We start from the raw sequence: 21,480 nt of genomic DNA on the forward strand, positions 1-21,480 counted from the left end.
GTAGGTCACTTCAGGTCGCCGCAGATGAACCGTCCCTCCGTCTTGGAGGGGCGGTCGTCCGGGTACTGGTGGACGATCTTGACCTGCTCGAACGCGGCGTCCTGCTGGGCCGTACAGACGATCTGGGCCTTGGCCAGTTTGCTCAGCGTGCCCTCGCCCCTGATGAAGACGGTCAGCGTCGAGGTGCGCGGCAGCTGGACCTCGTCGCGCTGGATGGGGTTCAGCGAGTCCTCGATGCGCTCGAAGGTGAAGCCGCGCAGGGCGGTGTCCCGGTCGCCGAGCGGCATCCCGGAGGCGTCGAACAGGGCGGTGAGCAGGCTGCTGACCGTGTCGGAGTCGACGTCGGCGGGCTCCAGTGTCAGCTTGCCGTTCTTGAGCAGGTAGATGGTCTTCGACGGCGGCGGCACCTCGATGACCGGCGGCGCGGCACGTTCCTCGACGTCCGTGGGGGAGATGCCGCAGGCGGCCACCGCGAAGAGAGCGAGGAGCGCGGCTACGAGGGCCCGACGGTCAGCCATGAGGCAGCCAGACCGTGAAGAGCGTGCCCGGCTCCTGCCGGCGCACCGAGATGGTGCCGCCGTGCAGGTGTACGTTGGCCCGCGCGATGGCCAGACCGAGACCGCTGCCCTGGCTGCGCGCCCGCCCCGCGCCGGCCTTGAAGAAGCGGTCGAACACATGGGGCATCGCCTCGGCCGGGATGCCCTTGCCGTGGTCGCGTACCTTGACCTCCAGCCCGTTCTTGGTGGCCCTGGCGTTGACCACCACCGGCGGCAGTCCGTGCTTGAGCGCGTTGCCGACGAGGTTGGCCACGATGACGTCGAACCTCCTCGGGTCGAGATTGACCGTCAGGATGCGGGAGGTGTGCACCTCCACCTGCTCGCTCCAGCCGCGTACCTCCAGGCAGTCGTGGATGGCGTCGCACACGTTGACCGGTTCCAGGTTGAGCGTCGCCGTGCCCGCGTCGAAGCGGCTGATCTCGATGAGGTGCTCGACCAGGCCGCGCAGCCGCTCGATCTCCCGCAGCACCAGGCGTACCGCCTCCGCGGGCTCGCTGGGCAGCCGCTCGGCCTCCTCGGAGAGCATGTCGGCCACGGCGGTCATCGCGGTGAGCGGGGTGCGCAGCTCGTGCGAGACGTCGGCGACGAAGCGGCGCGACAGCGCCTCCAGCGCGCGCAGCTCCGACACGCTGAGCTCCAGCGCCGCCGCCGCGTCGTTGAACCTGGAGGTGAGCTCGGCCAGCTCGTCCTGACCGTGTACGGGCAGGCGCGTGTCCAGGCGGCCCTGACCGAGCGCCTGCGCGGCGGCGCTGAGCCGCCTGACGGGCAGCAGCACCTGCCTGGCCGACAGCAAGGCCACGACCAGGGCGATCATCAGGATGACCGCGCCGCCCTGGGTGAGCTTGCCCCTGAGCGTGGACAGCTGGCGCTCGTCGTCGCGCAGCGGGAAGAACACGAAGGCCCGCAGGCCGGTGGCCTCGGGTCCGGCGTCGGTGCTGCGGTAGACCTCGGCGCCGACGATGAGCCAGAGCTCGTCGTGGATGAGGGTGCGCTGGGTGACGACGTTCCGCTTGGCGCGGCCGTACAGCTCGTTGGGCACGTCGTTCATGTTGAGCGGGCCTTCGGCGTAGGCCAGGTTCTTGTACTCGACGACGACGCTGCGGCCGGGGCCGTTGAGGGACTGGGCGACGTTCTCCAGGTTCTTGGTGGTGGGCGGGGCCTCGCCCTGCCGGAGCGTGCCGACCGGGAAGGTGATGCGGCCCAGTTCCCTGGTCACCAGGTCGATGGAGGTGTCCTCGGCCCGTTTGATGAGCGCCGACTTGGCCAGCTCGAAACCGATGGTGGCGACGAGGAAGGAGGCGGTGACGGCGACCAGGGTGAACGTGATGACCAGGCGCGCGCGCAGCCCGGTGGGCAGCGGGATCACGGAGGGCTGAACCGGTAACCGAACCCGCGCACGGTGTGGATGAACACCGGCTCCGCCGGTCTCGGCTCGATCTTCGCGCGTACCCGCTGCACGCAGGCGTCGACCAGGCGCGAGTCGGCCACGTGCGTGTGGTCCCAGACGGCCCGCAGCAGGTAGCGACGGTTGAGCACCTGGCCGGGATGCCGTACGAGCTCCAGCAGCAGCCGCAGCTCGGTCGGCGTCAGGTGGATCTCCTTGCTGTCCAGCGTGACCTTCAGCGCGCCCCGGTCGATCATGAGGTCGCCGAAGGAGATCCGGTCGGAGGCGGCGGACTCGGCCCGGCGCAGGATGGCGCGGATGCGGGCGTCCAGGACCCGGGGTTCGACCGGTTTGACCACGTAGTCGTCGGCGCCGGCCTCCAGCCCGACCACCACGTCCAGGTCGTCGCCGCGCGCGGTGAGCAGGATGACCGGGAGCTGGTCGAGCCGGCGGATGCGCCGGCACACCTCGACCCCGTCCATGCCGGGCAGCATGACGTCGAGGATCGCGATCTCGGGGCGGCGGGACCTGACGTGCTCGAGGGCTTCCTCGCCGGTCGCGTACGAGGTGACGGAGTGCCCCTGCCTGGTCAGCGCCAGCTCTAGAGCCGTGCGGACGGAGGGGTCGTCTTCGACGAGGAGGATGCCAGCCACGCGGACATTATTCTTCCCAGCTGCGACTATCTGCGTTCTGTCATGAAACTGTGACATGGCGCGCACAAGACCCAAAACAACGCCAGGCACGCTAGAAGCGGCCCTCCCTTCGGTGACGGGCGCCCGAAGGGCGGGCCGGATGATGTGACGAAAATCACACCGCTGGTAAATCTGTGCGCCAACCAGCCCGTTAGTAAATGTGGCGCCAATCGGATATCCCGTTTCGGTTGCGAACCACCCCCCATGACAGGGCAAGCTCATGGGTCGTGAGCCCTGGTCCGCAGTTGAGTGAGCGCCCCGCGCCGGAAACCCCCCGCTCGGCACGTCGACCGGCCCGTTCGTCCTCGCGGACAGTGAAGCGCGTGGTGGTCATCGGGTTGTCCGTCGTGGTCGTCTGTGGCGGCGGTGCCTTCGTCGCCTACCGAGCGATCCAGAACGCCAACACGCCGCCCACGCCCATCTCGGCGGAGGACTTCGGCCGGATCGCCAGCGGCGACCTCTACGCGCCCGACCCCGAGAGCGACGCGCTCAAGGAGGCGGGGGTCAAGGCGTACCAGGCGCGCAAGCTCAAGGAGAGCCGCCAGGGCGGCAAGGCCGACGACCTCGACTGGATCGTGGTCAAGAAGAAGTCACCGGGCGGCGACGGGTTCCCGCCCGCCGACTTCCCGCCGGGCAGCAACCCCTCGCCGGGCAGTAACAAGGCCGTCGCCAAGCAGATGTTGGCCGGGGCGGGCTTCGGCGCCGACCAGTGGGGCTGCCTGGAGCGGCTCTGGCAGAAGGAGAGCGGCTGGAACGAGCGGGCCATGAACCGCTACTCCGGCGCCTACGGCATCCCGCAGTCCCTGCCCGGCAGCAAGATGGCCAGCGCGGGCGGCGACTGGCAGACCAACGCGGCCACGCAGATCAAGTGGGGTCTCGGCTACATCAAGGGCCGCTACGGCACGCCCTGCGGCGCCTGGGGGCACTCGCAGGCCAGCGGATGGTATTAACGAGCCATCTTTTCTTCTGCAATCGGCAAGCCGCCGCGCCCCATGAGATAGGTCGGCGCACGCTGACCACATGGGTGTGAAGGTCAGTGTGATCGTTAATGTCCACAACCCGGGAAGCCGCGCCGACGCGTGCATCCGCTCCGTCCTGGAGCAGAGCATGCCCGCGGACGACTATGAAGTGATCTTCGTGGACGACGGTTCCATGGACGGGATCGCGGAGCGGCTCGACACGGTCGCCGCGGTCCGCAGGAACGTCCGAGTGCTGCACCTGCCACACACCGGCTCACCGATGCGAGGACGCAACGTCGGCATGGCCGCCGCCAAGGGCGACTACATCTACCTGATGGACCAGGGCGACCGGCTGGAGCGCGGCGCCCTGCTGAGCATGCACGAGCGGGCCGTGGAGACCGACGCCGACGTGCTGGTCGGCCGCCTGGTGCGGGACGTGGGGCCGCCGGTGACCGCGTTCGTGCGCAGCAGGGGACGGGCCGACATCCTGCGCGACCGGCTGCTCAGCCTGCTCACCCCGCACAAGCTCTACCGCCGCGCCTTCCTGGAGGAGCACGAGCTGGGCTTCGCCGTGCCCGGCGGGCAGGTGGCCGAGCAGGCGTTCGCCGTACGGGCCTACCTGCAGGCCAAGGTCGTCGGCGTGCTGGCCGATCAGATCTGCTGCCACATCGGCGAGCGCGAGGAGGTCGTGGAGGACCCGCGCACCACCGTGGCCGAGCTGCGGATCCTGCTCGCCGACATCGACGCCTACGTGAGCGACGGGCGCCAGCGCGACCGCATGTACGGCCACTGGCTGCGCACCACCGTGCTCAAACCGTTGCTGAGCAGCCGGTTCTTCGCCTCGTCCGTGGACCGGGGCATGCACTTCAGGTTGATCAGGCAGCTCGTGCTCGACAGCTTCCCCGAGCGCCTCGACCGCTACCTGCCGGTCCAGCTGCGGGCCGTGGCCACCTTCGTCCGTACCGGACGGCTGGACCAGCTCGTCGTCCTGGCCAACTCCTCCGGGCGGGCCGGGCTGCGGGCGGACCTGAGCGAAGTCCGCTGGGACGCTCAGGTGCTGGTGCTCGGCCTGTCCGTGGAGGTCCTGGGCGGTGACGGGTGGCCCACCAGATTCCGTACGGACGGCGAGCGGCTGCTCTGGCAGCCACCCCGATCGGTCGACGCCAGGCTGCTGCCCGACAGCGTCCTGGACGTCACCGCCGCCATCGAGCGGGCCCGCATCGAGGTGTACGTACGGCACAGCGAGACGAGCGTCATCCACTACCTGCCGGTCGCCTACCGGGTCGAACGGGTCCAGGACGGGCGCCGCCACGTCCGCGTGCGGATCGTCGGCGAGGCCAGGGTCGACGTGACGGCCGCGGCGCACGGCGAGCCGCTCAAGGCCGGCCAGTGGGAGGTGCACGTCCGCATGTTCGGCGGCGCGCACCAGGCCAGGAGCCGGGTCCGCCGCCCGGACGGCCCGCTGAACTGCCTCGGCGTGCTCGCCCAGCGGCCCAGGATGCGCCTGGTGGTGCCCTGCTGGAGCGACGCGGGCGAGCTCGGGCTGGCCGTCGAGCCGCGCTCGTTCTCGGAGTCGATCGCGCTGGTGTCACCCGGCGTGATCATCCGGCGGCAGGAGGGGCACCTGTACGTCGTGCTGCCCGTGCCGTACGTGCCGCCGAGCGGCGGTCCCGCGCTGGAGCTGGTGCTGCGCAACACCGCGCGGCGGCCACGCGAGGTGAGCGCGCCCGCGCTGGTAGAGCCGGGGGTGCCGGGCAAGATCGCCGGCCAGTTGGTGGCCAAGGTGCCGGTCAAGCGGATGATGCCGGGAAAGGACAGCCTCGGCCCCGGGGCCTGGCTCTCGTCGCTGCGTACCGCCGACGACGAGATCGGCCTGCGGTTCGGGCTGGAGGTGCGCAGGGGCAGGATCGAGGTGCGGCCGTCGGCCGCCGTGGACCCCGAGCGGCGCTCGGCGATGGGCACGGACACGCTGCTGCACCGGATCGGCCGGCGCCTGCCCGGCGCGCGGCACATCGTCCGGCTGGCGCGCGCGGGCAGGCATCGCTACCTCAGGGACTGACCCAGTCCTCCAGCTCGGTGAAGGAGTCTCTGAAGACCGGCAGCATCGGCTTCAGCTTGTCGGGGTAGACGTCCACCAGGCTGTCGAGGTGATTGCCGCCCTCGACCCGGTGATAGCGGAACGGCCGGTGCGGGCCGACCATCTTGGCGTAGACGTCGGAGTCACGCGAGATCGGCAGCAGCGAGTCGAGTGTGCCGTGGATGGTGATGAGCGGCTTGGTGATCCGGCCGGTCAACGCGATCTTGGCGACGGCCGCGTACGGCTTGCGCGCGTCGTAGTCGTAGTCCGCCGGGGCACCCTCGTAGGCGGGGTCGAGCTCCTTCTGGTAGAGCCGCTGGGTGAGCTCCCAGTAGTACTGCCGGTGGAAGGGCCACAGGAACTCCGAGCCTGCGGCGAAGCCGGCGTGCTCCGGAGACCCCTTCAGCGCCTCGGGCAGGAAGTTGAGCAGGTTGTCGCCCTTGACCCGCCAGAGCGCGCCCTCCCAGTCGACGCCGCCGTCGTAGAGCCAACCGCGGTTCTCCAGCTGCCAGCGGACGAGGTAGCCGCCGTTGGAGATGCCGGCCATGAACGTGCGCCGGGGCTGGCGGCCGTACCGCTGTCTGACGACGGCCTTGGCGGCGACCGTGAGCTGGGTGACGCGCTCGTTCCACTCGGCGATCGCGTCTCCCGGGCGGCGGCCGTCGGCGTAGAACTCCAGGCCGGTGTTGCCCTTGTCCGTGGCGGCGAACGCGTAGCCCTTCGACAGGACCCAGTCGGAGATCGTGAAGTCGTTGGCGTACTGCTCCCTGTTGCCCGGGGTGCCGGTGACGACCAGGCCGCCGTTCCAGTTCTCGGGGAGCCTGATGACGAACTGGGAGTCGTGGTTCCAGCCGTGGTTGGTGTTGGTTGCCGAGGTGTCGGGGAAGTAGCCGTCGATCTGGACGCCGGGGACGCCGGTGGGGTTGACGGTGGCCGCCGAGTGCAGCCCGGCCCAGTCGGCCGGATCGGTGTGGCCCGTACCGACGGTGCCCGCCGTGGTCAGGTCGTCGAGCCGGGCGCTGATGGTGTGCTCGGCGCCCGGCACCGTGATGCCGCTTTGGGCGGGTGTCAGCAGGGCGGCCACCAGGGTTAACGCGACGAACATCAGGACTCCGCGAGATGGTCGGCCAGCAGGCGCTGGAAGTCGGCGGGACGCTCCAGGTGCGGGCTGTGGCCGCACTCCGTCAGCACGGCCTCCCGGTAGCGGCCGTAGCGGTCGAGCACGGCCCTGGTCTGGGTCACCATGGGCTGCGCGGTGGTGCCGGGCGAGCCGGGCACCACGCCCAACTGGCCGAGGTGGGCCAGGTCGAACAGCGAGGTGTCGGAGACGATCACGTCGTCGGCGCCCCTGATCCACAGGATGGGCGGCTTGGGGTCGATCTCGTGCAGGTCGTCGAGCCGGAAATGGGTGGGGGCCAGGGCGTTGAGCACGCCGTGCTTGCCCGGCGCCACGCCCGGCCACTGCGCCGAGCCGGCGGAGTCGCCCGGGTAGTGGGCCTCGCCGACGCGGGTGGTGAGCATGGAGCGGACGTAGAAGTCCTCGTCGGGGACCGGGTTCTTCACATACGTGGTCCGGAACACCGAGCGAGGGGACGTGGGGGATTCGTCCGTCATGTCGCCCGCCTTGAGGCGGGACACGAAGTCGGGGTTGGCGGCCCCGGCACCCGCTCCGGTGCCGTCCGCGTGGGTGAGCCGGCCGTCCGCGCCCTCCGTGCCGCCGTAGCCGTACGGCGATACGGGGTTGACCAGCGTGACGCTCCTGACCGCGCCGGGACGGTCGCGCAGCAGCCGCAGGACGATGCCGCCGCCCATGCTCCAGCCGACCAGGTGAACCCGCTCCAGGCCCAGCCGGTCGATCAGCTCGATCAGGTCGTCGGAGTAGTCGCGCAGGCCCCGCGTGGCGTCCACGGGCTCGGGGTCGGTCTCGCCGAACCCGCGCAGGTCCACCGCGAGCGGCCGGTACGCCTCGGGCAGCGCGGCCATGGTGCCCCGCCAGAACGCGCCGGAGGAGACGTTGCCGTGCACGAACAGCACGGGCTCGCCGCTGTCCCTGCCCGCCACGGTCAGGACGTGCTGGGTGAGCCGGGGCGTAGTGACCTTCACGCGTTCACCTTCTCCGCCAGGTCGCGGCCCTGGGTCTCCCTGGCGGCGTAGACGGCGACCAGGGTGAGGACGGCCGCCAGGCCGAGGTAGACGGAGATCGGCAGGCCGCTGCCGTAGCTCTTCAGCAGCGCGACCGCGATGATCGGGGCCAGCGCCCCGGCCACGATGGCCGACAGCTGGGCGCCGATCGACACTCCGGTGTAGCGCATCCTGGTGCCGAACAGTTCGGCGAAGAAGGCTGCCTGCGGGCCGTACATCATGCCGTGGAAGAGCAGGCCCACGGTGATGGCCAGCGTGATCGCCAGGAAGTTGCCGGTGTCGACGAGCGGGAAGAACGCGAAGATCCACAGTCCGATGCCGGCCGCCCCGGCCAGGTACATCGGGCGGCGGCCGATCCGGTCCGACAGCGCGCCCCACATCGGGATCGTGACGAAGTGGATGGCCGAGGCGATCAGCACGGCGTTGAGCACGGTGGTGTTCTCGATCTTGTTCGCTTTCGCGTAGGTGATGACGAAGACCGTGAGCAGGTAGAACGAGATGTTCTCGGCCAGCCGCGCGCCGATCGCGACGACGACGTCACGCCAGTGGTGGCGCAGCACCCCGATGATCGGCGCGGTCTCCTCGGGCTCGGCCTGCTGGAACACCGGCGACTCGCTGATCGACAGCCGGATCCACAGGCCGATCAGCACCAGCACGCCCGACAGCAGGAACGGCACCCGCCAGCCCCACGCCAGGAACGCCTCGTCCGACTGCGTGGCGGCCAGCACCGCCAGTACGCCGGTGGCCAGCAGGTTGCCGCCGGGCGCGCCGGCCTGCGGCCAGGAGGCCCAGAAGCCGCGCCGCGCCGCGTCGCCGTGCTCGGAGACGATCAGCACCGCGCCGCCCCACTCGCCGCCCAGCGCGAAGCCCTGCACCAGCCGGAGCAGGGTCAGCAGCAGCGGTGCGGCGGCGCCCACGCCCGCGTACGTCGGCAGGCAGCCGATCAGGAACGTGGCGGCGCCCATCAGCAGCAGGCTGACCACCAGCAACTGCTTGCGGCCGAGCCGGTCGCCGAAGTGGCCGAAGATCAGGCCGCCGAGCGGGCGGGCGACGAACCCGACGGCGTAGGTGAGGAACGCGAGGAGCGTCCCGGTCAGGGGGTCGGCGGTGGGGAAGAAGAGCTTGTTGAAGACGAGGGCGGCTGCCGAGCCGTACAGGAAGAAGTCGTACCACTCGATGGTGGTGCCGATCAGGCTCGCGGCGACGATCTTCTTGATGGAAGTGGCCATGCCGTCACGCTAGGGAGTGACCGGCGTCACTCATATGGCGTCGCGACCCACAGTCTGTGGTGCGGATGTGTGGCCGAGCCGGTGCAGGCGGAGGGCGAGCTGGATCTCCAGCGCCCGCTCCGGCTCCAGCCAGCCGTCGCCCAGGAGCTTGCCGACGCGGTCGAGCCGTTGGGTGACGGTGTTGACGTGGATGTGCATGGCCTCGGCCGTACGGGAGGGCGAGCCGCCCGAGCCGAAGTAGGCGGTCAGCGTGTCGGCCAGGACGGTGCCCCGGCGGGCGTCGTACTCGACCACCGGGCCGAGCACCGAGCCGACGAAGCCGCGCACGTCGCGGCCGTCGCCGACCAGCAGGCCGACGAAGCCCAGCTCGCTCGCGCTCGCGCCGTCACCCGCCCGGCCCAGCGCGATGAGCGCCTCCGCGCAGCGCCGGGCCTCCTGGTAGGCCGCGGCCACGTCGCTCTTGCGTGAGGCTCCGGCCGTGGCGGGCGTGTGCAGCGACGTGCTCAGCTCGGCCGCGACGCGCTGCGCGATGGCGCCCGCGTCGCCGCCGGGAAGCAGCAGCACGACCTCATCGGCCCGCCCCGCCGCCAGCCCATGGCGTACGGCGGCCTGCGACGACGCCCAGAAGGCGGCCCGCTCGCGCTGCCCGTCATGCCGGACCACGACCACGACGTGCGGCGCGGTCAGGTCCACGCCCAGCCGCCGCGCCCGGTCGGCCAGGCCGGGGGAGCCGGGCCTGGAGATCAGGTCGTCGAGCAGCTCGCCCCGCACCCGGCCCTCCGCCTCGGCCACGCTCCTGCGGAACAGCAGCAGCAACGCGCAGACCAGCGCCGCCCGCTCCAGGATGCGCTCGTCGGCGTCGTCGCTGCGCAGGATCAGCGTGCAGAGCGGCTCACCGCCGACGTCCACCGAGGCGATCAGCAGATCCGCCCTGCGCACGGTACGGCCCAGCGCCCTGGACGCCTGCGCGGCCTCGAACACGCCCGCGTCCAGCTCGCCCACGTCTCCGGTGATCGGCCGGCCCAGGTCATCGAGTACGGCCAGCGAGCCGCCGAGCACGTCCGTCACCACGGCGGCCACGTCCTCGATGCCGCCGCCGCGCAGCACCAGCGAGGTCATCCGGTCGTGGGCCAGCGCGGCCCGCTCGACGGCCTGGCCGTGCTCCCTGACGGTGCGGTGCGCGGTGGACAGCTCTTCGAGGGCGTTCCTGGTCTCCTGCAGCAGCCTGGCGTTGTCGATCGCGACGGCCGCGTGCGCCGCCAGGCTCGCCAGCAGCGACACCTCTTCCTGCAGGAACGGCCGGCGGCTGCGGTTGGCCGCGAACAGCACGCCGATCACCCGCTGCCCCAGCCGTAGCGGCACACCGAGGATCGCGACCAGGCCCTCCTCGGTGACGGCCTCGTCGATGTGGTTCTTGTGGTGGAAGCGGGCGTCGTCGAAATAGTCGGCGGTCGCGTACGGCGTGGCGCTCTGCGCCACCAGCCCGCCGAGCCCCGCCCCCATCGCCAGCCTGAGCGCCCGGAACTTGGCCGAGATCGAGCCGTCGGTCACCTGCATGTACGTGTCGCCGCGCGCCGGATCGTGCAGCGTGAGGTAGGCGGTGTCGGTCGCGAGCAGCTGCCTGGCCCGGTGCACGATCGCCTCCAGCACCGCGTCCAGGTCGCGCAGCGCGGCCAGGTCGTTGGCGGTGTCGTAGAGGGCCGACAGCTCGGCTTCGCGCCTGGCCCGGCGTCTCAGGAGGTCGCGCACCTTGAGGGCGTCGACCTTGGCCAGCTCCAGCTCCTCGACGGTCGCCGCGTCGGCACCGGCGGCCCTGGCCTGGATGATCGGCCCCTCGAACTCGACGGCCGACGCCTCCCTGGCCAGCAATTCGAGGAATTGTCTGCTCATCATGGCGTCTTTAGCGTGCCGTCCAGCCGCCGTCGAGGGGCACGGAGACGCCGGTGATGAACGACCCGGCGGGGCCGCACAGGTAGGCGACCAGTTCGGCCACCTCGTCGGGCTCGATCAGCCGCTTGATCGCCGCGGGCTGCAGCATGATGTCCTCGACCACCTCGCCCGGGTCGATGCCGTGCATCTTCGCCTGGTCGGCGATCTGGCCCTCGACCAGCCCGGTCCGTACGTAAGCGGGACACACGCAGGTGGAGGTCACCCCATGGGGCGCCCCTTCGAGCGCGAGGGCCTTGGAGAACCCCTCCAGCCCATGCTTGGCCGCCGTGTACGCCGACTTGTACGGCGAAGCCCGCAGCCCGTGCACCGAGGAGATGTTGACGAACCGCCCCCACCCCCGCGCGTACATGCCCGGCAGCACGTGCCGCGCGATCCGGAACGGCGCCTCGACCATGACCCGCAGCATCGTGGCGAATACCTCGGGCGGGAACTCCTCGATCGCCGCCATGTGCTGGAACCCCGCGTTGTTGACCACGATGTCGACGGGCCCGTCCGGCAGCACGCCGACGAACTCCGGATCGCTCAGATCGGCCACCACCGGCACCCCGCCGACCTCGGCGGCCACCTTCTCCGCCGACTCCGCGCTCCGGTCGACGACCAGCACCTTCGCCCCGCCGGCGGCCAGCCGTCTCGCGCAGGCGGCCCCGATGCCGGCTCCGCCCCCCGTGACCAGCGCCGTCCGCCCCGTCAGCTCGTTCGCCATGTCTTCGAGCCTAAGCGCTCGCGGGCCGAGGGCGGCATGGGTGTCCACGACATAGATCGCTGGCCCCTTATGTGGTGTGTCCCGGCGGCCATGGCACCCGCGTGCCTGATACGGTTTCTCCCATGCACGCGTATTCGTACTCCTGGTGGCCCGCCTTCTAGGCGGTCCTCCTAGCGCATACGCATCCCGGCCGCCTCGACGAGGCGGCCGTCGTCATGTCAGGACCCCCTTGTCGAGCACCTCAGACGAAAGGGCGTCCAGTGACAACCTGGCCAGCGCTGCTCAGCACCCTCCTCGACGGCACCTCGCTCACCTCGGGCCAGGCCGCCTGGGCCATGGACCAGATCATGTCGGGCGCCGCCACGGACGCCCAGATCGCCGCGTTCGCCATCGCCATGCGCGCCAAGGGCGAGACCGTGGCGGAGGTGTCCGGCCTGGCCGACGGCATGCTCGCCAGATCGGCGGCCATCAGGATCCCCGGCGACCCGGTCGACCTGGTCGGCACCGGCGGCGACCGGGCCAACACGGTCAACGTCTCGACCATGGCGGCCATCGTGGCGGCGGCGGCCGGAGCCAAGGTCGTCAAGCACGGCGGCCGGGCCGCCTCCTCGGCCACCGGAGCCGCCGACCTGCTGGAAGAGCTCGGCGTGGTCATCGACCTGTCGCCGGCCGGTGTCGCACGGGTCATGGAGGAGGTCGGCATCACGTTCTGCTTCGCGCCCACCTTCCACCCGGCGCTGAGACGCACCTCGGGGGCGCGGCGGGAGCTGGGGGTGCCCACGGTCTTCAACTTCCTCGGCCCCCTCACCAACCCCGCCCTGCCGGCCGCCCAGGCGGTCGGGGTCTTCCACCCCGACCTGGCGCCGGTCATCGCGGGCGTCCTCGCGGAGCGCGGCGGCTCCTCGCTCGTCTTCCGCGGTGACGACGGCCTCGACGAGCTGACCACCTCCGGCCCCTCGGCCATCTGGCTCGTCCGCAAGGGCACGGTCACCCCGACCCGCTTCGACCCGGCGGACCTGTCGATCCCACGAGCCCGCCCATCGGACCTGGCCGGCGGCGACGCGGCGCACAACGCGGCGGTGGCACGGGCGGTCCTCGCGGGCGAGCGGGGGCCGGTCCGCGACATCGTCCTGCTGAACGCGGCCGCCGCCCTGGTCGCGGCCGACGGCACACCGCCCGCCGCCGACCTCACCGGGGCCCTGGCCCACGCCTACAAGCGGGCGGGGGACGCCGTCGACTCAGGGGCCGCCGAGACCCTGCTCACCCGCTGGGCCCAGGCCACCCACAGGGCGGCCTGAGGCCCGTCGTCACTCGGCGAGCGTTCTGAGGTTGTCGTCACTCGGCGGGCCGGGTCATGGAGAGTACGTCCAGCAGGGCATCGAGTTGTTCCTCCGTGAGCCGGCCGGCCGACACGTGGCCGCGTTCGATGACCACCTCGCGGATCGTCTTGCGCTCGGCCAGCGCCTGCTTGGCGATCTTCGCCGCCTCCTCATAGCCCACGTACCGGTTCAACGGCGTGACGATCGACGGCGACGACTCCGCGTACTCCCGCAGCCGTGGCACGTTCGCCGTGATCCCCGACACGCACCGGTCGGCCAGCAGCCGCGAGACGTTGGCCAGCAGCCGGATCGACTCCAGGATGTTCCGCGCGATGACCGGCAGCTGCACGTTCAGCTCGAAGCTGCCCGACGCGCCCGCGAACGTGATCGCGGCATCGTTGCCGATCACCTGCGCCGCGACCATGGCCGTGGCCTCGGGGATCACCGGGTTGACCTTGCCGGGCATGATGGACGAGCCCGGCTGCAGGTCCGGCAGGTTGATCTCGCCCAGCCCGGCGCGCGGCCCGGAGCCCATCCACCGCAGGTCGTTGGCGATCTTGTTGAGCGAGACCGCGACCACCTTCAGCTGCCCCGACAGCTCGACGATGGAGTCCTGGGCGCTTTGCGCCTCGAAGTGGTCCATCGCCTCCCTGAACGGGATCCCGGTCGCCTCGCGCAGCTTCTCGATCGCCAGCTTCGCGAAGCCCGGCGGGGTGTTGATGCCGGTGCCCACCGCCGTACCGCCCAGCGGCAGCTCCAGTACGTGGCCGAGCGCCGTCTTCACCCGTACGGAGCCGTGCTCGATCTGCGTGGCGTAGCCGCCGAACTCCTGCCCCAGAGTCACAGGCGTGGCGTCCATGAGGTGCGTCCGCCCCGACTTCACCACCTGGTCGAACTGGATCGCCTTGGCCCGCAGCGCCGCCGCCAGGTGTTCCAGGGAGGGCAGCAGGTGGTAGGTCACCTCCGTCGCCGCCGCCACGTGGATCGAGGTCGGGAACACGTCATTGGACGACTGCGAGGCGTTGACGTGGTCGTTCGGGTGCACGGGACGGCCCAGCCGCTCCTCGGCCAGCGTCGCGACGACCTCGTTGGCGTTCATGTTCGAGGAGGTGCCGGAACCGGTCTGGAAGACGTCGATCGGGAAGTGATCGTCGTGCTCGTTCTCCGCGACGTCGGCCGCGGCCTGGGCGATGGCCTCGGACAGATCCTTCTCCAGCACGCCGAGCTCTCCGTTGACCTCGGCGGCGACCGCCTTGATCAGGCCAAGCGCGGCGATGTGCGACGGCTCCAGCGGCCGTCCGGACACCGGGAAGTTCTCCACCGCCCGCTGCGTCTGCGCGCGCCACCTGGCTCCGACCGGAACGCGCACCTCACCCATGGAGTCATGTTCAATGCGGAACTCGCTCATGCCTCCCAGTCTGGCTCACGCATCCCGGAACAGCCCGAAAGGGGCGCCACGACGAGGCCGCGCCAGCTCAGCTCGGCAGGGGCGAGGCCGTGCCGGGCTCAGCTGGATGGGCGGGGCGGGCCCGCTCAGCCGGACAGGGTGAGGCCGTGTCGGCTCAGCTCGACAGGACGCGGCTGTCTCGGCTCAGCTGGACAGCAGCGCCACGATGAGGACGGCGATCACCACGGCGGCGGCCGCGGCCACGGCCATCAGGACCAGCATCCCGTTGCGGTTGCCCGTGGGGCCCTGCTCGGGCTCCTTCGCGATGGCGAACAGGTCCGTTCCCAGCCCCTGCCCGGCCTGGCGCTCCTGCCCCGACTGCCCTGCCGGGCGTGACGGGCCTGGGTGCGGGCCGGTCGGCGGCCCCTGCTGCGGCCCCATCGGTCCCATGGGAGGTCCAGCCTGCGGTCCCATATAGGGCGGCCCTGCTTGTGGCCCACCGGGCTGGGGGCCGCGCGGGTTCTGCTGGGGCGGGGGCACCGGGTAGACCTGCTGCCCCGGAGGGTGGTGGATGCGGGTGGTGACGGTGCTCTGCTCGTCGGAGCCACCCCGAGACGGGTCCTGGGGCATGGGGGTCTTCGGACGCGCCACGCTGATGGTCCGCTCGGGGTCGTACGCACCGCTCGGGCGAGGCCCGGTCGGGGCGCCAGGCCCTCCGGCGCCACGCTGAGGGCCACCGGGCCCGGATGGGGCACCCGTGGAGCCGTGCGGGCCGCCCACAGGGCCGGATGGCGCGCCCGTGGATCCCGGAGACCCGGGAGCGGCACCTGCGGGCCCGTGCGGCCGCGCTCCGGTCGCCGGACCGGCGGCCTGCGCGCCAGGCGCCCCGCCTGCCCGCGCGGCCTGTGCTCCTGTCTGGGGGCCCTGCGGGGGCGTGCCGAACGCGTTCGGACCGGGCCTGGGCCCCTGTGACCCGCCCATCGGCCCCTGCCCGCGCGGATCGGCTTGCCCACCGGGACCGAACGCCCCGCCCGGCGCCTGGCCGCTCGGACCCGCTCCGCCCGGCGTCATTCCGCTCGAGTCCGTCGCGGCGTGCGGGGACCGCGCGTCCCGACCGGCCGCCGCGGCCGGAGCCTGCGCCCCACGGCCGGGTGGGGGACCCCACGTGCCGGCCGCCCTGGGGGGCTGTACGGCGGGCGCCGTGTCGTTCGAGTCGGGCACGCCGGCCTCCTGGGCGATCAGGGCCTCCGCCGTGATCGCCGGCATCTCGCTCGTGGGCGTGTCGGCGATCATCCTGAGCAAGGTCTCCGCCTTGGCCGCCGACAGTCGCCGCTTGTGGTCCTTGTCCAGCAGCCCGGTCAGCACCGGCCGCAGCTGCCCGGCCTGGGTGGGCGGGTCGGCGTTCTCGCTCAGCAGCGCGGCGAGCGTCTCCGCGATCGTGGACCGCTCGTACGCGGGACGGCCCTCGACCGCGAAGTACAGCGTCGCGCCCAGCGACCAGACGTCGGACTCGGGCCCGGTGTATTCGCCCCTGGCCCGCTCCGGCGCCGTGTATCCGGGCGAACCGATGACCATGCCGGTCTTGGTGAGCCGGGAGTCGCCCTCGGCCTTGGCGATGCCGAAGTCGGTCAGCACCACGCGGCCGTTCTCGGTGATGAGCACGTTGCCCGGCTTGACGTCGCGATGCGTGATGCCCTGGGAGTGCGCCGCGCGCAGCGCGCCGAGCAGGTCGACGCCGATCTCCGCCACCAGCCGGGGCGGCAGCGGGCCCTCTTCGTCGATCACCTGCTCCAGGGAGCGGGCCTCGATGAGCTCCATGATGATCCACGGGCTGTTGTCGTGGATGAGCACGTCGTGGATCGCGGCGACGGACGGGTGCTGGATCCGGGCGGCGATGCGCCCCTCCCGGACCATGCGTTCGCGCAGCTCAGACCGCTGTTCCTCGGTGAGACCCGGGTCCTGGCGGATTTCCTTGACCGCCACCTCGCGCCCGAGCGCGCGGTCGCGGGCGCGCCATACGGTGCCCATGGTCCCTCGGCCGAGGGGCGCGATGAGCTCGTAGCGCTCCGCGAGCAGGCGTGTCTGCTGTTCCGGCATGAGAAGAAGATATCGATTCTCGCTTGGGAAGTGCTTTACCCTCGCTTGCGAAGTTCTCTTGGCCAGAACCGTCGAGGAAGGCACAACTTTATCACCGTCGCTTTGAAACGGGCATAAGCGGATGGTGTAGGTCGGGGCTCGACCCGTTTCCGATGGACGCCTTCACCCGGTTTACGTTCCTGACGTGGTGGCGGGACCGCCAAAGCGGCCGCGGTGGCCTCTGCTCGGTGCAGCCCGCGGTGTGCGGGCCTGCGCGCGAAAGAGGGAGTGGTGATCACCGGCGCCGGCCGTACCGATCTGGTCGGGGCCAGCGGCTCCTCCGCGGAGCCGCCCGCCGCGACCCTGGCCAGCATCAACGAGGCGCGTACGGAGTCGAGCCTGGTCTGCGGGTCGATGCGCAGCAGCGCGTCGAGAACCGGCGCCAGCGGCCCGGCCTTCGTCATCGGGATCGGCTCGCCGCTGGTGAGCGCGGCCAGCGCGGCGGCGGCAGTGCGGCGCCCGTGCAGGCCCCGGCCCTCGACGGCGGTGTAGAGGGTCGCGCCGAGCGACCACAGATCACCGGCCGGACTGGCCTTGGACCCCAGCACCCGCTCTGGAGCGATGTATCCCGCCGAACCCAGCACGATGCCCGCCTGGGTAATAGAAACGTCACCTTCCAGTGCGGCCAGCCCGAAGTCCGTCAGGACCGCGCGGTCCTCCATCACCAGCACGTTGCTGGGCTTCACGTCGCGGTGCAGGATCCCCTTGGCGTGTACGGCCCGCAGCGCCCCGAGGATCTGCCGCCCGATCTCGGCCGCCTTGCGGGGATGGAGCGGTCCGCCCTCAAGGATCAGCTGCTCAAGGGACTTGGCCTGAAGCAGCTCCATCACGATCCACGGCCGGTCGTCCTCGGTGACCACGTCGAACACGGTGATGACCGACGGGTGCGCGACCATCGCGGTCGCCCTGCCCTCGCGCTCGGTGCGGGCGCACAGTTCGGCCCGCAGCTCCTCGTCGAGCACGGCCGGCAGCCGGACCTCCTTGACCGCCACGTGCCGGTCGAGCAGCTCATCGTGCGCTCGCCAAACGGTACCCATGCCGCCGCGGCCGACCGGCTCCAGAAGCCGGTAGCGCGCGGCTAGTAGGTAACCGGAGGGCGCACGCATGGCAGGCAGCTTACCTATTTGTCTAAACCGACCAGTAGAGGCGGGGCCGATAAATTGTTGCGAAGTTAAGTCAACTGGTCTGACTCGTGCCGTCAGCAAACCTGCCGTCCGCATCGGTCCAGTTGATTAGGGAGTAGGCGTGCTCCCAGGCGTCGAACACCGGCGGTGTTCCCATCATGGTGGTAAACGCGCTCGATGGCCAGCCGTCCGCCCAGCGGTTCCCCGGCCCCACACCCCGGCTCCGTACCCCCGCGTACCGCCGTCCGCTTCGGGAACGCGGCAAGTTCCATGGCCGCCGAGCTCGCCCTTGTCGCGCCCGAGGGCCTCGGCAGGGTGCCAGTCCGAATCTGCCTCTGGTCGCTGACCTGCGGATATAGCAGTCGGCCCAAGTTGGTCACCAGGATTGTGCGCGATGCCCGCAAGAAGTTCGCAGGCGTCCGGCAGGGTTGCTCATAGGGGCCTGACGCAGCCGTCAGCAGTTTGTAAGGGTGTCGTAAGGGCCCAGGGGCAGACTGAAGTTAAGGGGATCGGATGAACCCGGAGACGGCCGAAACTGTCAGTGGCGGCGGTCACACTGGGGACAAACGCCCTGGTGCTTACCGGAACCAATAACCGAGACGAGTTCGTTGAGGGACGTGATGAGGATGCGCCAGAGTCAGGTTCGTCGCCGACCGGCAAAGAGGCCGGTCGCACCCGCACTGGACCTTCGCACGCCGTCGGGGCGACAGCTGCCCTTTTGAAACCCACAACAGGAGCGCCACCTGAGAGGTGCACGATGTGCAGTCACTACCCGCTTTGTCCCACCGCCGACTCACCCGACCGTGAGGCTTCACACGTGATCTCGGCTCACCCTGATCAGGGCTGGAGCCTGCTGTGCAATGGCGTGGTGCTGTTCGAGGACACCGGGTTGCTCCTTCCAGACGGCTCCGTCGTCGCGCCCCACCGCGGTCTCGTGGCCGCTTGAGCCGTTAATGACCAGTGCCGTCTAAGTGTCACCTGACCGGTGTCGTCTGAGCTTCACCTAACGGGTGCCGCCTGAGCGCCATCCGACCGCCGGGGCCGAGCGGCCGGAGACGGCTCACCCGGCACCCTTTCGGCGACCGGTCCGCGAGAGCGTCAGCGGCGGCCGATCGACAGGACCGGCCCGGTGCGATCGGTGAAGAAGTCGTCACCCTTGTCGTCGACGACGATGAACGCGGGGAAGTCGACCACCTCGATCTTCCACACCGCCTCCATCCCCAGCTCCGGATATTCCAGGACCTCCACCTTCTTGATGCAGTCCTGGGCCAGCCTGGCCGCGGGCCCGCCGATGGACCCCAGGTAGAAGCCTCCGTGCTCCCTGCAGGCGTCGGTCACCTGCTTCGACCGGTTGCCCTTGGCCAGCATCACCATCGAGCCGCCGGCGGCCTGGAAGCGCTCCACGTAGGAGTCCATCCGCCCGGCGGTCGTGGGGCCGAACGAACCCGACGCGTAGCCCTCCGGCGTCTTGGCCGGGCCCGCGTAGTAGACGGCGTGATCCTTCAGGTATTGCGGCATCTCGCCGCCCGCGTCGAGCAGTTCGGCGATCTTCGCGTGGGCGATATCGCGGGCGACCACGAGCGGGCCGGTCAGCGAGAGCCGCGTCTTCACCGGATATTTCGACAGCTCGGCCAGGACTTCCGGCATGGGCCGGTTGAGGTTGATGGTGACGACGTCGTCCGAGAGGTGCTCGTCGGTGGTCTCCGGCAGGAAGCGGGCCGGATCGGTCTCCAACTGCTCCAGGAAGACGCCCTCTGGCGTGATCTTGGCCAGGGCCTGCCGGTCGGCCGAGCAGGACACCGCGATGGCCACCGGGCAGGACGCGCCGTGCCGGGGCAGCCGGATCACGCGTACGTCGTGGCAGAAGTACTTGCCGCCGAACTGGGCGCCGATGCCGAGCTTCTGCGTCAGCTCGAAGACCTTGGCCTCCAGCTCCAGGTCGCGGAAACCGTGCGCGGAGGGGGAGCCGGAGGTGGGGATCGAGTCGAGGTAGCGGGCGCTGGCGTACTTGGCCGTCTTCAGCGCGTACTCGGCCGACGTGCCGCCGACCACGATCGCCAGGTGGTACGGCGGGCAGGCCGCGGTGCCGAGCGAGCGGATCTTCTCCTCCAGGAAGGCCAGCATCCGCTTCTCGTTGAGCACGGCCTTGGTCTCCTGGTACAGGAACGACTTGTTGGCCGATCCGCCGCCCTTGGCCATGAACAGCAGTTTGTACTCGTCCGCGTGGCCGTAGGGGTCCTCGGCGTAGAGCTCGATCTGGGCGGGCAGGTTGCTGCCGGTGTTCTTCTCCTCCCACATGCTCAGCGGCGCCATCTGCGAGTAGCGCAGGTTGAGGCGCGTGTAGGCGTCGTAGACACCGCGCGAGATGTGCTCGGCGTCGCGCCCGTCGGTGAGGACGTGGCGGCCGCGCTTGCCCATGACGATGGCGGTGCCGGTGTCCTGGCACATGGGCAGCACGCCGCCGGCCGAGATGGAGGCGTTCTTCAGCAGGTCGAGTGCGACGAACCGGTCGTTGCCGCTGGACTCGGGGTCGTCGACGATCTTCCGCAGCTGGGCGAGGTGCGAAGGACGGAGAAAGTGGGAGATGTCGTGGATCGCGGTCTCGGTGAGCAGCCGCAGGGCCTCGGGCTCCACTTCGAGGAAGCTGCGCCCGGCGGCCTCGACCCGCCGCACGCCGTCCGGCGTGATGAGCCGGTATTGCGTCTCGTCGGCCCCCAGCGGCAGCAACTCGCTGTAATCGAACTCGCCCATGATCCTCCCCATTCGCCGCACAGAGCCTATCTTTTCTACCAGTCTTCTTTACGGCCAGCCCGGTGGGCCCCACCCGCCGACCATGGCCGGGCCCTGTCCAGGGACACGCTCCTCCGGTGGAGGTGGCGGGCCGCCGTGACGTGCGTGATGTCGGCTATCTGGGTGGTCTTAGCCGATGTGGACCGGTTCCCGTTTCCTCGTGGTGGTCAGCCCGACCAGGATGCCCGCGATCACCAATGAGGCGCCCAGTAGGTCGAAGACCGTTGGGGTGGCGATGCCCAAAGCCAGGCCGGTGGTGATCGCCCCGACCGGGATGAGGCCGGCGAACAGGCCCGCGTGGCCCGGGCCGAGCTTGGGCAGTGCGGTGTACCAGAGGAAGAAGGCCAGGACGGTCACCACGACCGCCAGGTAGACGAAGCCGAGGGCCTGTGCCGTGGTCGGTGTCCTGAGCATGCCGGTGCCCTCCTTGACCAGGCCGATCGTGGCCAGCATGGGAACGGCCAGCACCGTCGAGTACGCCGACAGCCGGATCGCCCCCAGCTTCGGCAGCAGCGGGATGGCCAGCATCGAGAAGCTGACCTCGCCCACCAACGCGCCCAGCGCCCACAGCAGGCCGGGCAGGTCGCCGCTGCCGAGCCCGGTCGCCAGCGTCGCGCCCGCCACCACGACCACCGCGCCGGTCAGCAGCCGGGGCGCTGGGCGGCCGCCGAGCAGCGCCAGGGCGAGCGGCACGGTGCCCAGCACGGTCCCGACCAGCGCGGGGCCGGAGGTGCGGGTCGACTCGATCACGCACATGTTGAACAGCACCAGCCCGAGCAGCGTCAGGCCGACGAGCAACAGCGTCTCGCGCCACGTCAGCCGGACGAACCGCAGGCCGAGCGCCCGGATGACGACGAGCCAGATCACCGCCGCGACCAGGTAGCGCACCGCCTGCCCGCCGTACACGGGGTAGTCCTGGATCAGGCCGGACACGCCCGCCAGCGTCCCCACGAGGAACATGGCGGCGGCGGCTCCGGCGACTCCGCTTCTCATGAAAAGGAGACTAGGGACACAATGGCTCATAACAGCAG

Annotated in this window: 17 protein-coding genes; 4 read left to right on the forward strand and 13 right to left on the reverse strand. The window is 70.7% G+C overall.

Annotated features, from left to right (window positions below):
- Window positions 1–5: 5 nt before the first annotated feature.
- The 3 genes from AB0B64_RS21500 to AB0B64_RS21510 are packed head-to-tail and all read right to left on the reverse strand — an operon-like array spanning window position 6 to window position 2,594.
- Window positions 6–518, reverse strand: coding sequence for a hypothetical protein (locus tag AB0B64_RS21500; RefSeq protein ID WP_357944036.1), 513 nt, complete (start codon window positions 516–518; stop codon window positions 6–8).
- On the reverse strand, window positions 511–1,923 hold the full coding sequence (locus AB0B64_RS21505) for a HAMP domain-containing sensor histidine kinase (protein WP_358179235.1): 1,413 nt from the start codon (window positions 1,921–1,923) through the stop codon (window positions 511–513). Before AB0B64_RS21505 ends, AB0B64_RS21500 begins: the two co-directional genes overlap by 8 nt.
- Window positions 1,920–2,594 (reverse strand): response regulator transcription factor, encoded by a 675-nt coding sequence (locus tag AB0B64_RS21510; protein WP_357944040.1) that lies wholly within the window; start codon window positions 2,592–2,594, stop codon window positions 1,920–1,922. Before AB0B64_RS21510 ends, AB0B64_RS21505 begins: the two co-directional genes overlap by 4 nt.
- 353 nt (window positions 2,595–2,947) lie before the next feature.
- Here AB0B64_RS21510 and AB0B64_RS21515 point away from each other — a divergent pair, with 353 nt between their 5' ends.
- Together AB0B64_RS21515 and AB0B64_RS21520 are read left to right on the forward strand one after the other, a co-directional pair.
- Window positions 2,948–3,583, forward strand: coding sequence for a lytic transglycosylase domain-containing protein (locus tag AB0B64_RS21515; protein ID WP_357944042.1), 636 nt, complete (start codon window positions 2,948–2,950; stop codon window positions 3,581–3,583).
- A 70-nt stretch (window positions 3,584–3,653) separates the two neighbouring features.
- Complete coding sequence (locus tag AB0B64_RS21520; protein WP_358179237.1) at window positions 3,654–5,651, forward strand: glycosyltransferase family 2 protein; 1,998 nt, start codon at window positions 3,654–3,656, stop codon at window positions 5,649–5,651.
- Here AB0B64_RS21520 and AB0B64_RS21525 read toward each other — a convergent pair.
- From AB0B64_RS21525 to AB0B64_RS21545, 5 genes are read right to left on the reverse strand one after another with little or no spacing between them, the layout of a single operon-like run.
- A complete protein-coding gene (locus AB0B64_RS21525) occupies window positions 5,641–6,774 on the reverse strand; it encodes a tannase/feruloyl esterase family alpha/beta hydrolase (RefSeq protein WP_358179239.1) in 1,134 nt (377 codons plus the stop codon). The genes AB0B64_RS21520 and AB0B64_RS21525 overlap by 11 nt on opposite strands.
- Window positions 6,774–7,772: an alpha/beta hydrolase gene (locus AB0B64_RS21530; RefSeq protein WP_358179241.1), complete on the reverse strand. Its 999-nt coding sequence runs from the start codon at window positions 7,770–7,772 to the stop codon at window positions 6,774–6,776. Before AB0B64_RS21530 ends, AB0B64_RS21525 begins: the two co-directional genes overlap by 1 nt.
- The gene (locus AB0B64_RS21535) at window positions 7,769–9,040 is read right to left on the reverse strand and encodes an MFS transporter (RefSeq protein ID WP_357944050.1); all 1,272 of its coding nucleotides are present in this window, start codon (window positions 9,038–9,040) and stop codon (window positions 7,769–7,771) included. Before AB0B64_RS21535 ends, AB0B64_RS21530 begins: the two co-directional genes overlap by 4 nt.
- 30 nt (window positions 9,041–9,070) lie before the next feature.
- The gene (locus tag AB0B64_RS21540; RefSeq protein WP_357944052.1) at window positions 9,071–10,933 is read right to left on the reverse strand and encodes a helix-turn-helix domain-containing protein; all 1,863 of its coding nucleotides are present in this window, start codon (window positions 10,931–10,933) and stop codon (window positions 9,071–9,073) included.
- 7 nt (window positions 10,934–10,940) lie between these two features.
- The gene (locus AB0B64_RS21545; protein WP_357944054.1) at window positions 10,941–11,693 is read right to left on the reverse strand and encodes an SDR family NAD(P)-dependent oxidoreductase; all 753 of its coding nucleotides are present in this window, start codon (window positions 11,691–11,693) and stop codon (window positions 10,941–10,943) included.
- A 260-nt stretch (window positions 11,694–11,953) separates the two neighbouring features.
- Here AB0B64_RS21545 and trpD point away from each other — a divergent pair, with 260 nt between their 5' ends.
- The gene (trpD, locus tag AB0B64_RS21550; protein ID WP_358179243.1) at window positions 11,954–12,991 is read left to right on the forward strand and encodes an anthranilate phosphoribosyltransferase; all 1,038 of its coding nucleotides are present in this window, start codon (window positions 11,954–11,956) and stop codon (window positions 12,989–12,991) included.
- A gap of 37 nt (window positions 12,992–13,028) precedes the next feature.
- Here trpD and AB0B64_RS21555 read toward each other — a convergent pair whose 3' ends face one another.
- The 3 genes from AB0B64_RS21555 to AB0B64_RS21565 form a co-directional block, all read right to left on the reverse strand.
- Entirely contained in the window at window positions 13,029–14,420 is a 1,392-nt protein-coding gene (locus AB0B64_RS21555; RefSeq protein ID WP_357651720.1) for a class II fumarate hydratase, read from the reverse strand.
- Window positions 14,421–14,603: 183 nt separating this feature from the next.
- Window positions 14,604–16,496 carry a protein kinase gene (locus AB0B64_RS21560; protein WP_358179245.1) on the reverse strand — a complete coding sequence of 631 codons (1,893 nt, stop codon included), beginning with the start codon at window positions 16,494–16,496 and terminating at the stop codon, window positions 14,604–14,606.
- A 35-nt stretch (window positions 16,497–16,531) separates the two neighbouring features.
- Entirely contained in the window at window positions 16,532–17,641 is a 1,110-nt protein-coding gene (locus AB0B64_RS21565; protein ID WP_357944060.1) for a serine/threonine-protein kinase, read from the reverse strand.
- Between the two features lie 775 nt (window positions 17,642–18,416).
- On the opposite strand from AB0B64_RS21565, the gene AB0B64_RS21570 reads away from it, so the two are divergent.
- The gene (locus AB0B64_RS21570) at window positions 18,417–18,605 is read left to right on the forward strand and encodes a DUF5999 family protein (RefSeq protein ID WP_214639679.1); all 189 of its coding nucleotides are present in this window, start codon (window positions 18,417–18,419) and stop codon (window positions 18,603–18,605) included.
- Between the two features lie 152 nt (window positions 18,606–18,757).
- Here AB0B64_RS21570 and AB0B64_RS21575 read toward each other — a convergent pair whose 3' ends face one another.
- Both AB0B64_RS21575 and AB0B64_RS21580 read right to left on the reverse strand, forming a co-directional pair.
- The gene (locus AB0B64_RS21575; protein WP_225296469.1) at window positions 18,758–20,410 is read right to left on the reverse strand and encodes a fumarate hydratase; all 1,653 of its coding nucleotides are present in this window, start codon (window positions 20,408–20,410) and stop codon (window positions 18,758–18,760) included.
- 168 nt (window positions 20,411–20,578) lie between these two features.
- Window positions 20,579–21,442 carry a DMT family transporter gene (locus tag AB0B64_RS21580; RefSeq protein ID WP_358179247.1) on the reverse strand — a complete coding sequence of 288 codons (864 nt, stop codon included), beginning with the start codon at window positions 21,440–21,442 and terminating at the stop codon, window positions 20,579–20,581.
- Window positions 21,443–21,480 lie beyond the last annotated feature (38 nt).

Origin of the sequence: Nonomuraea sp. NPDC049129 (assembly GCF_040648495.1) — a bacterium.
GTDB lineage: Bacteria > Actinomycetota > Actinomycetes > Streptosporangiales > Streptosporangiaceae > Nonomuraea.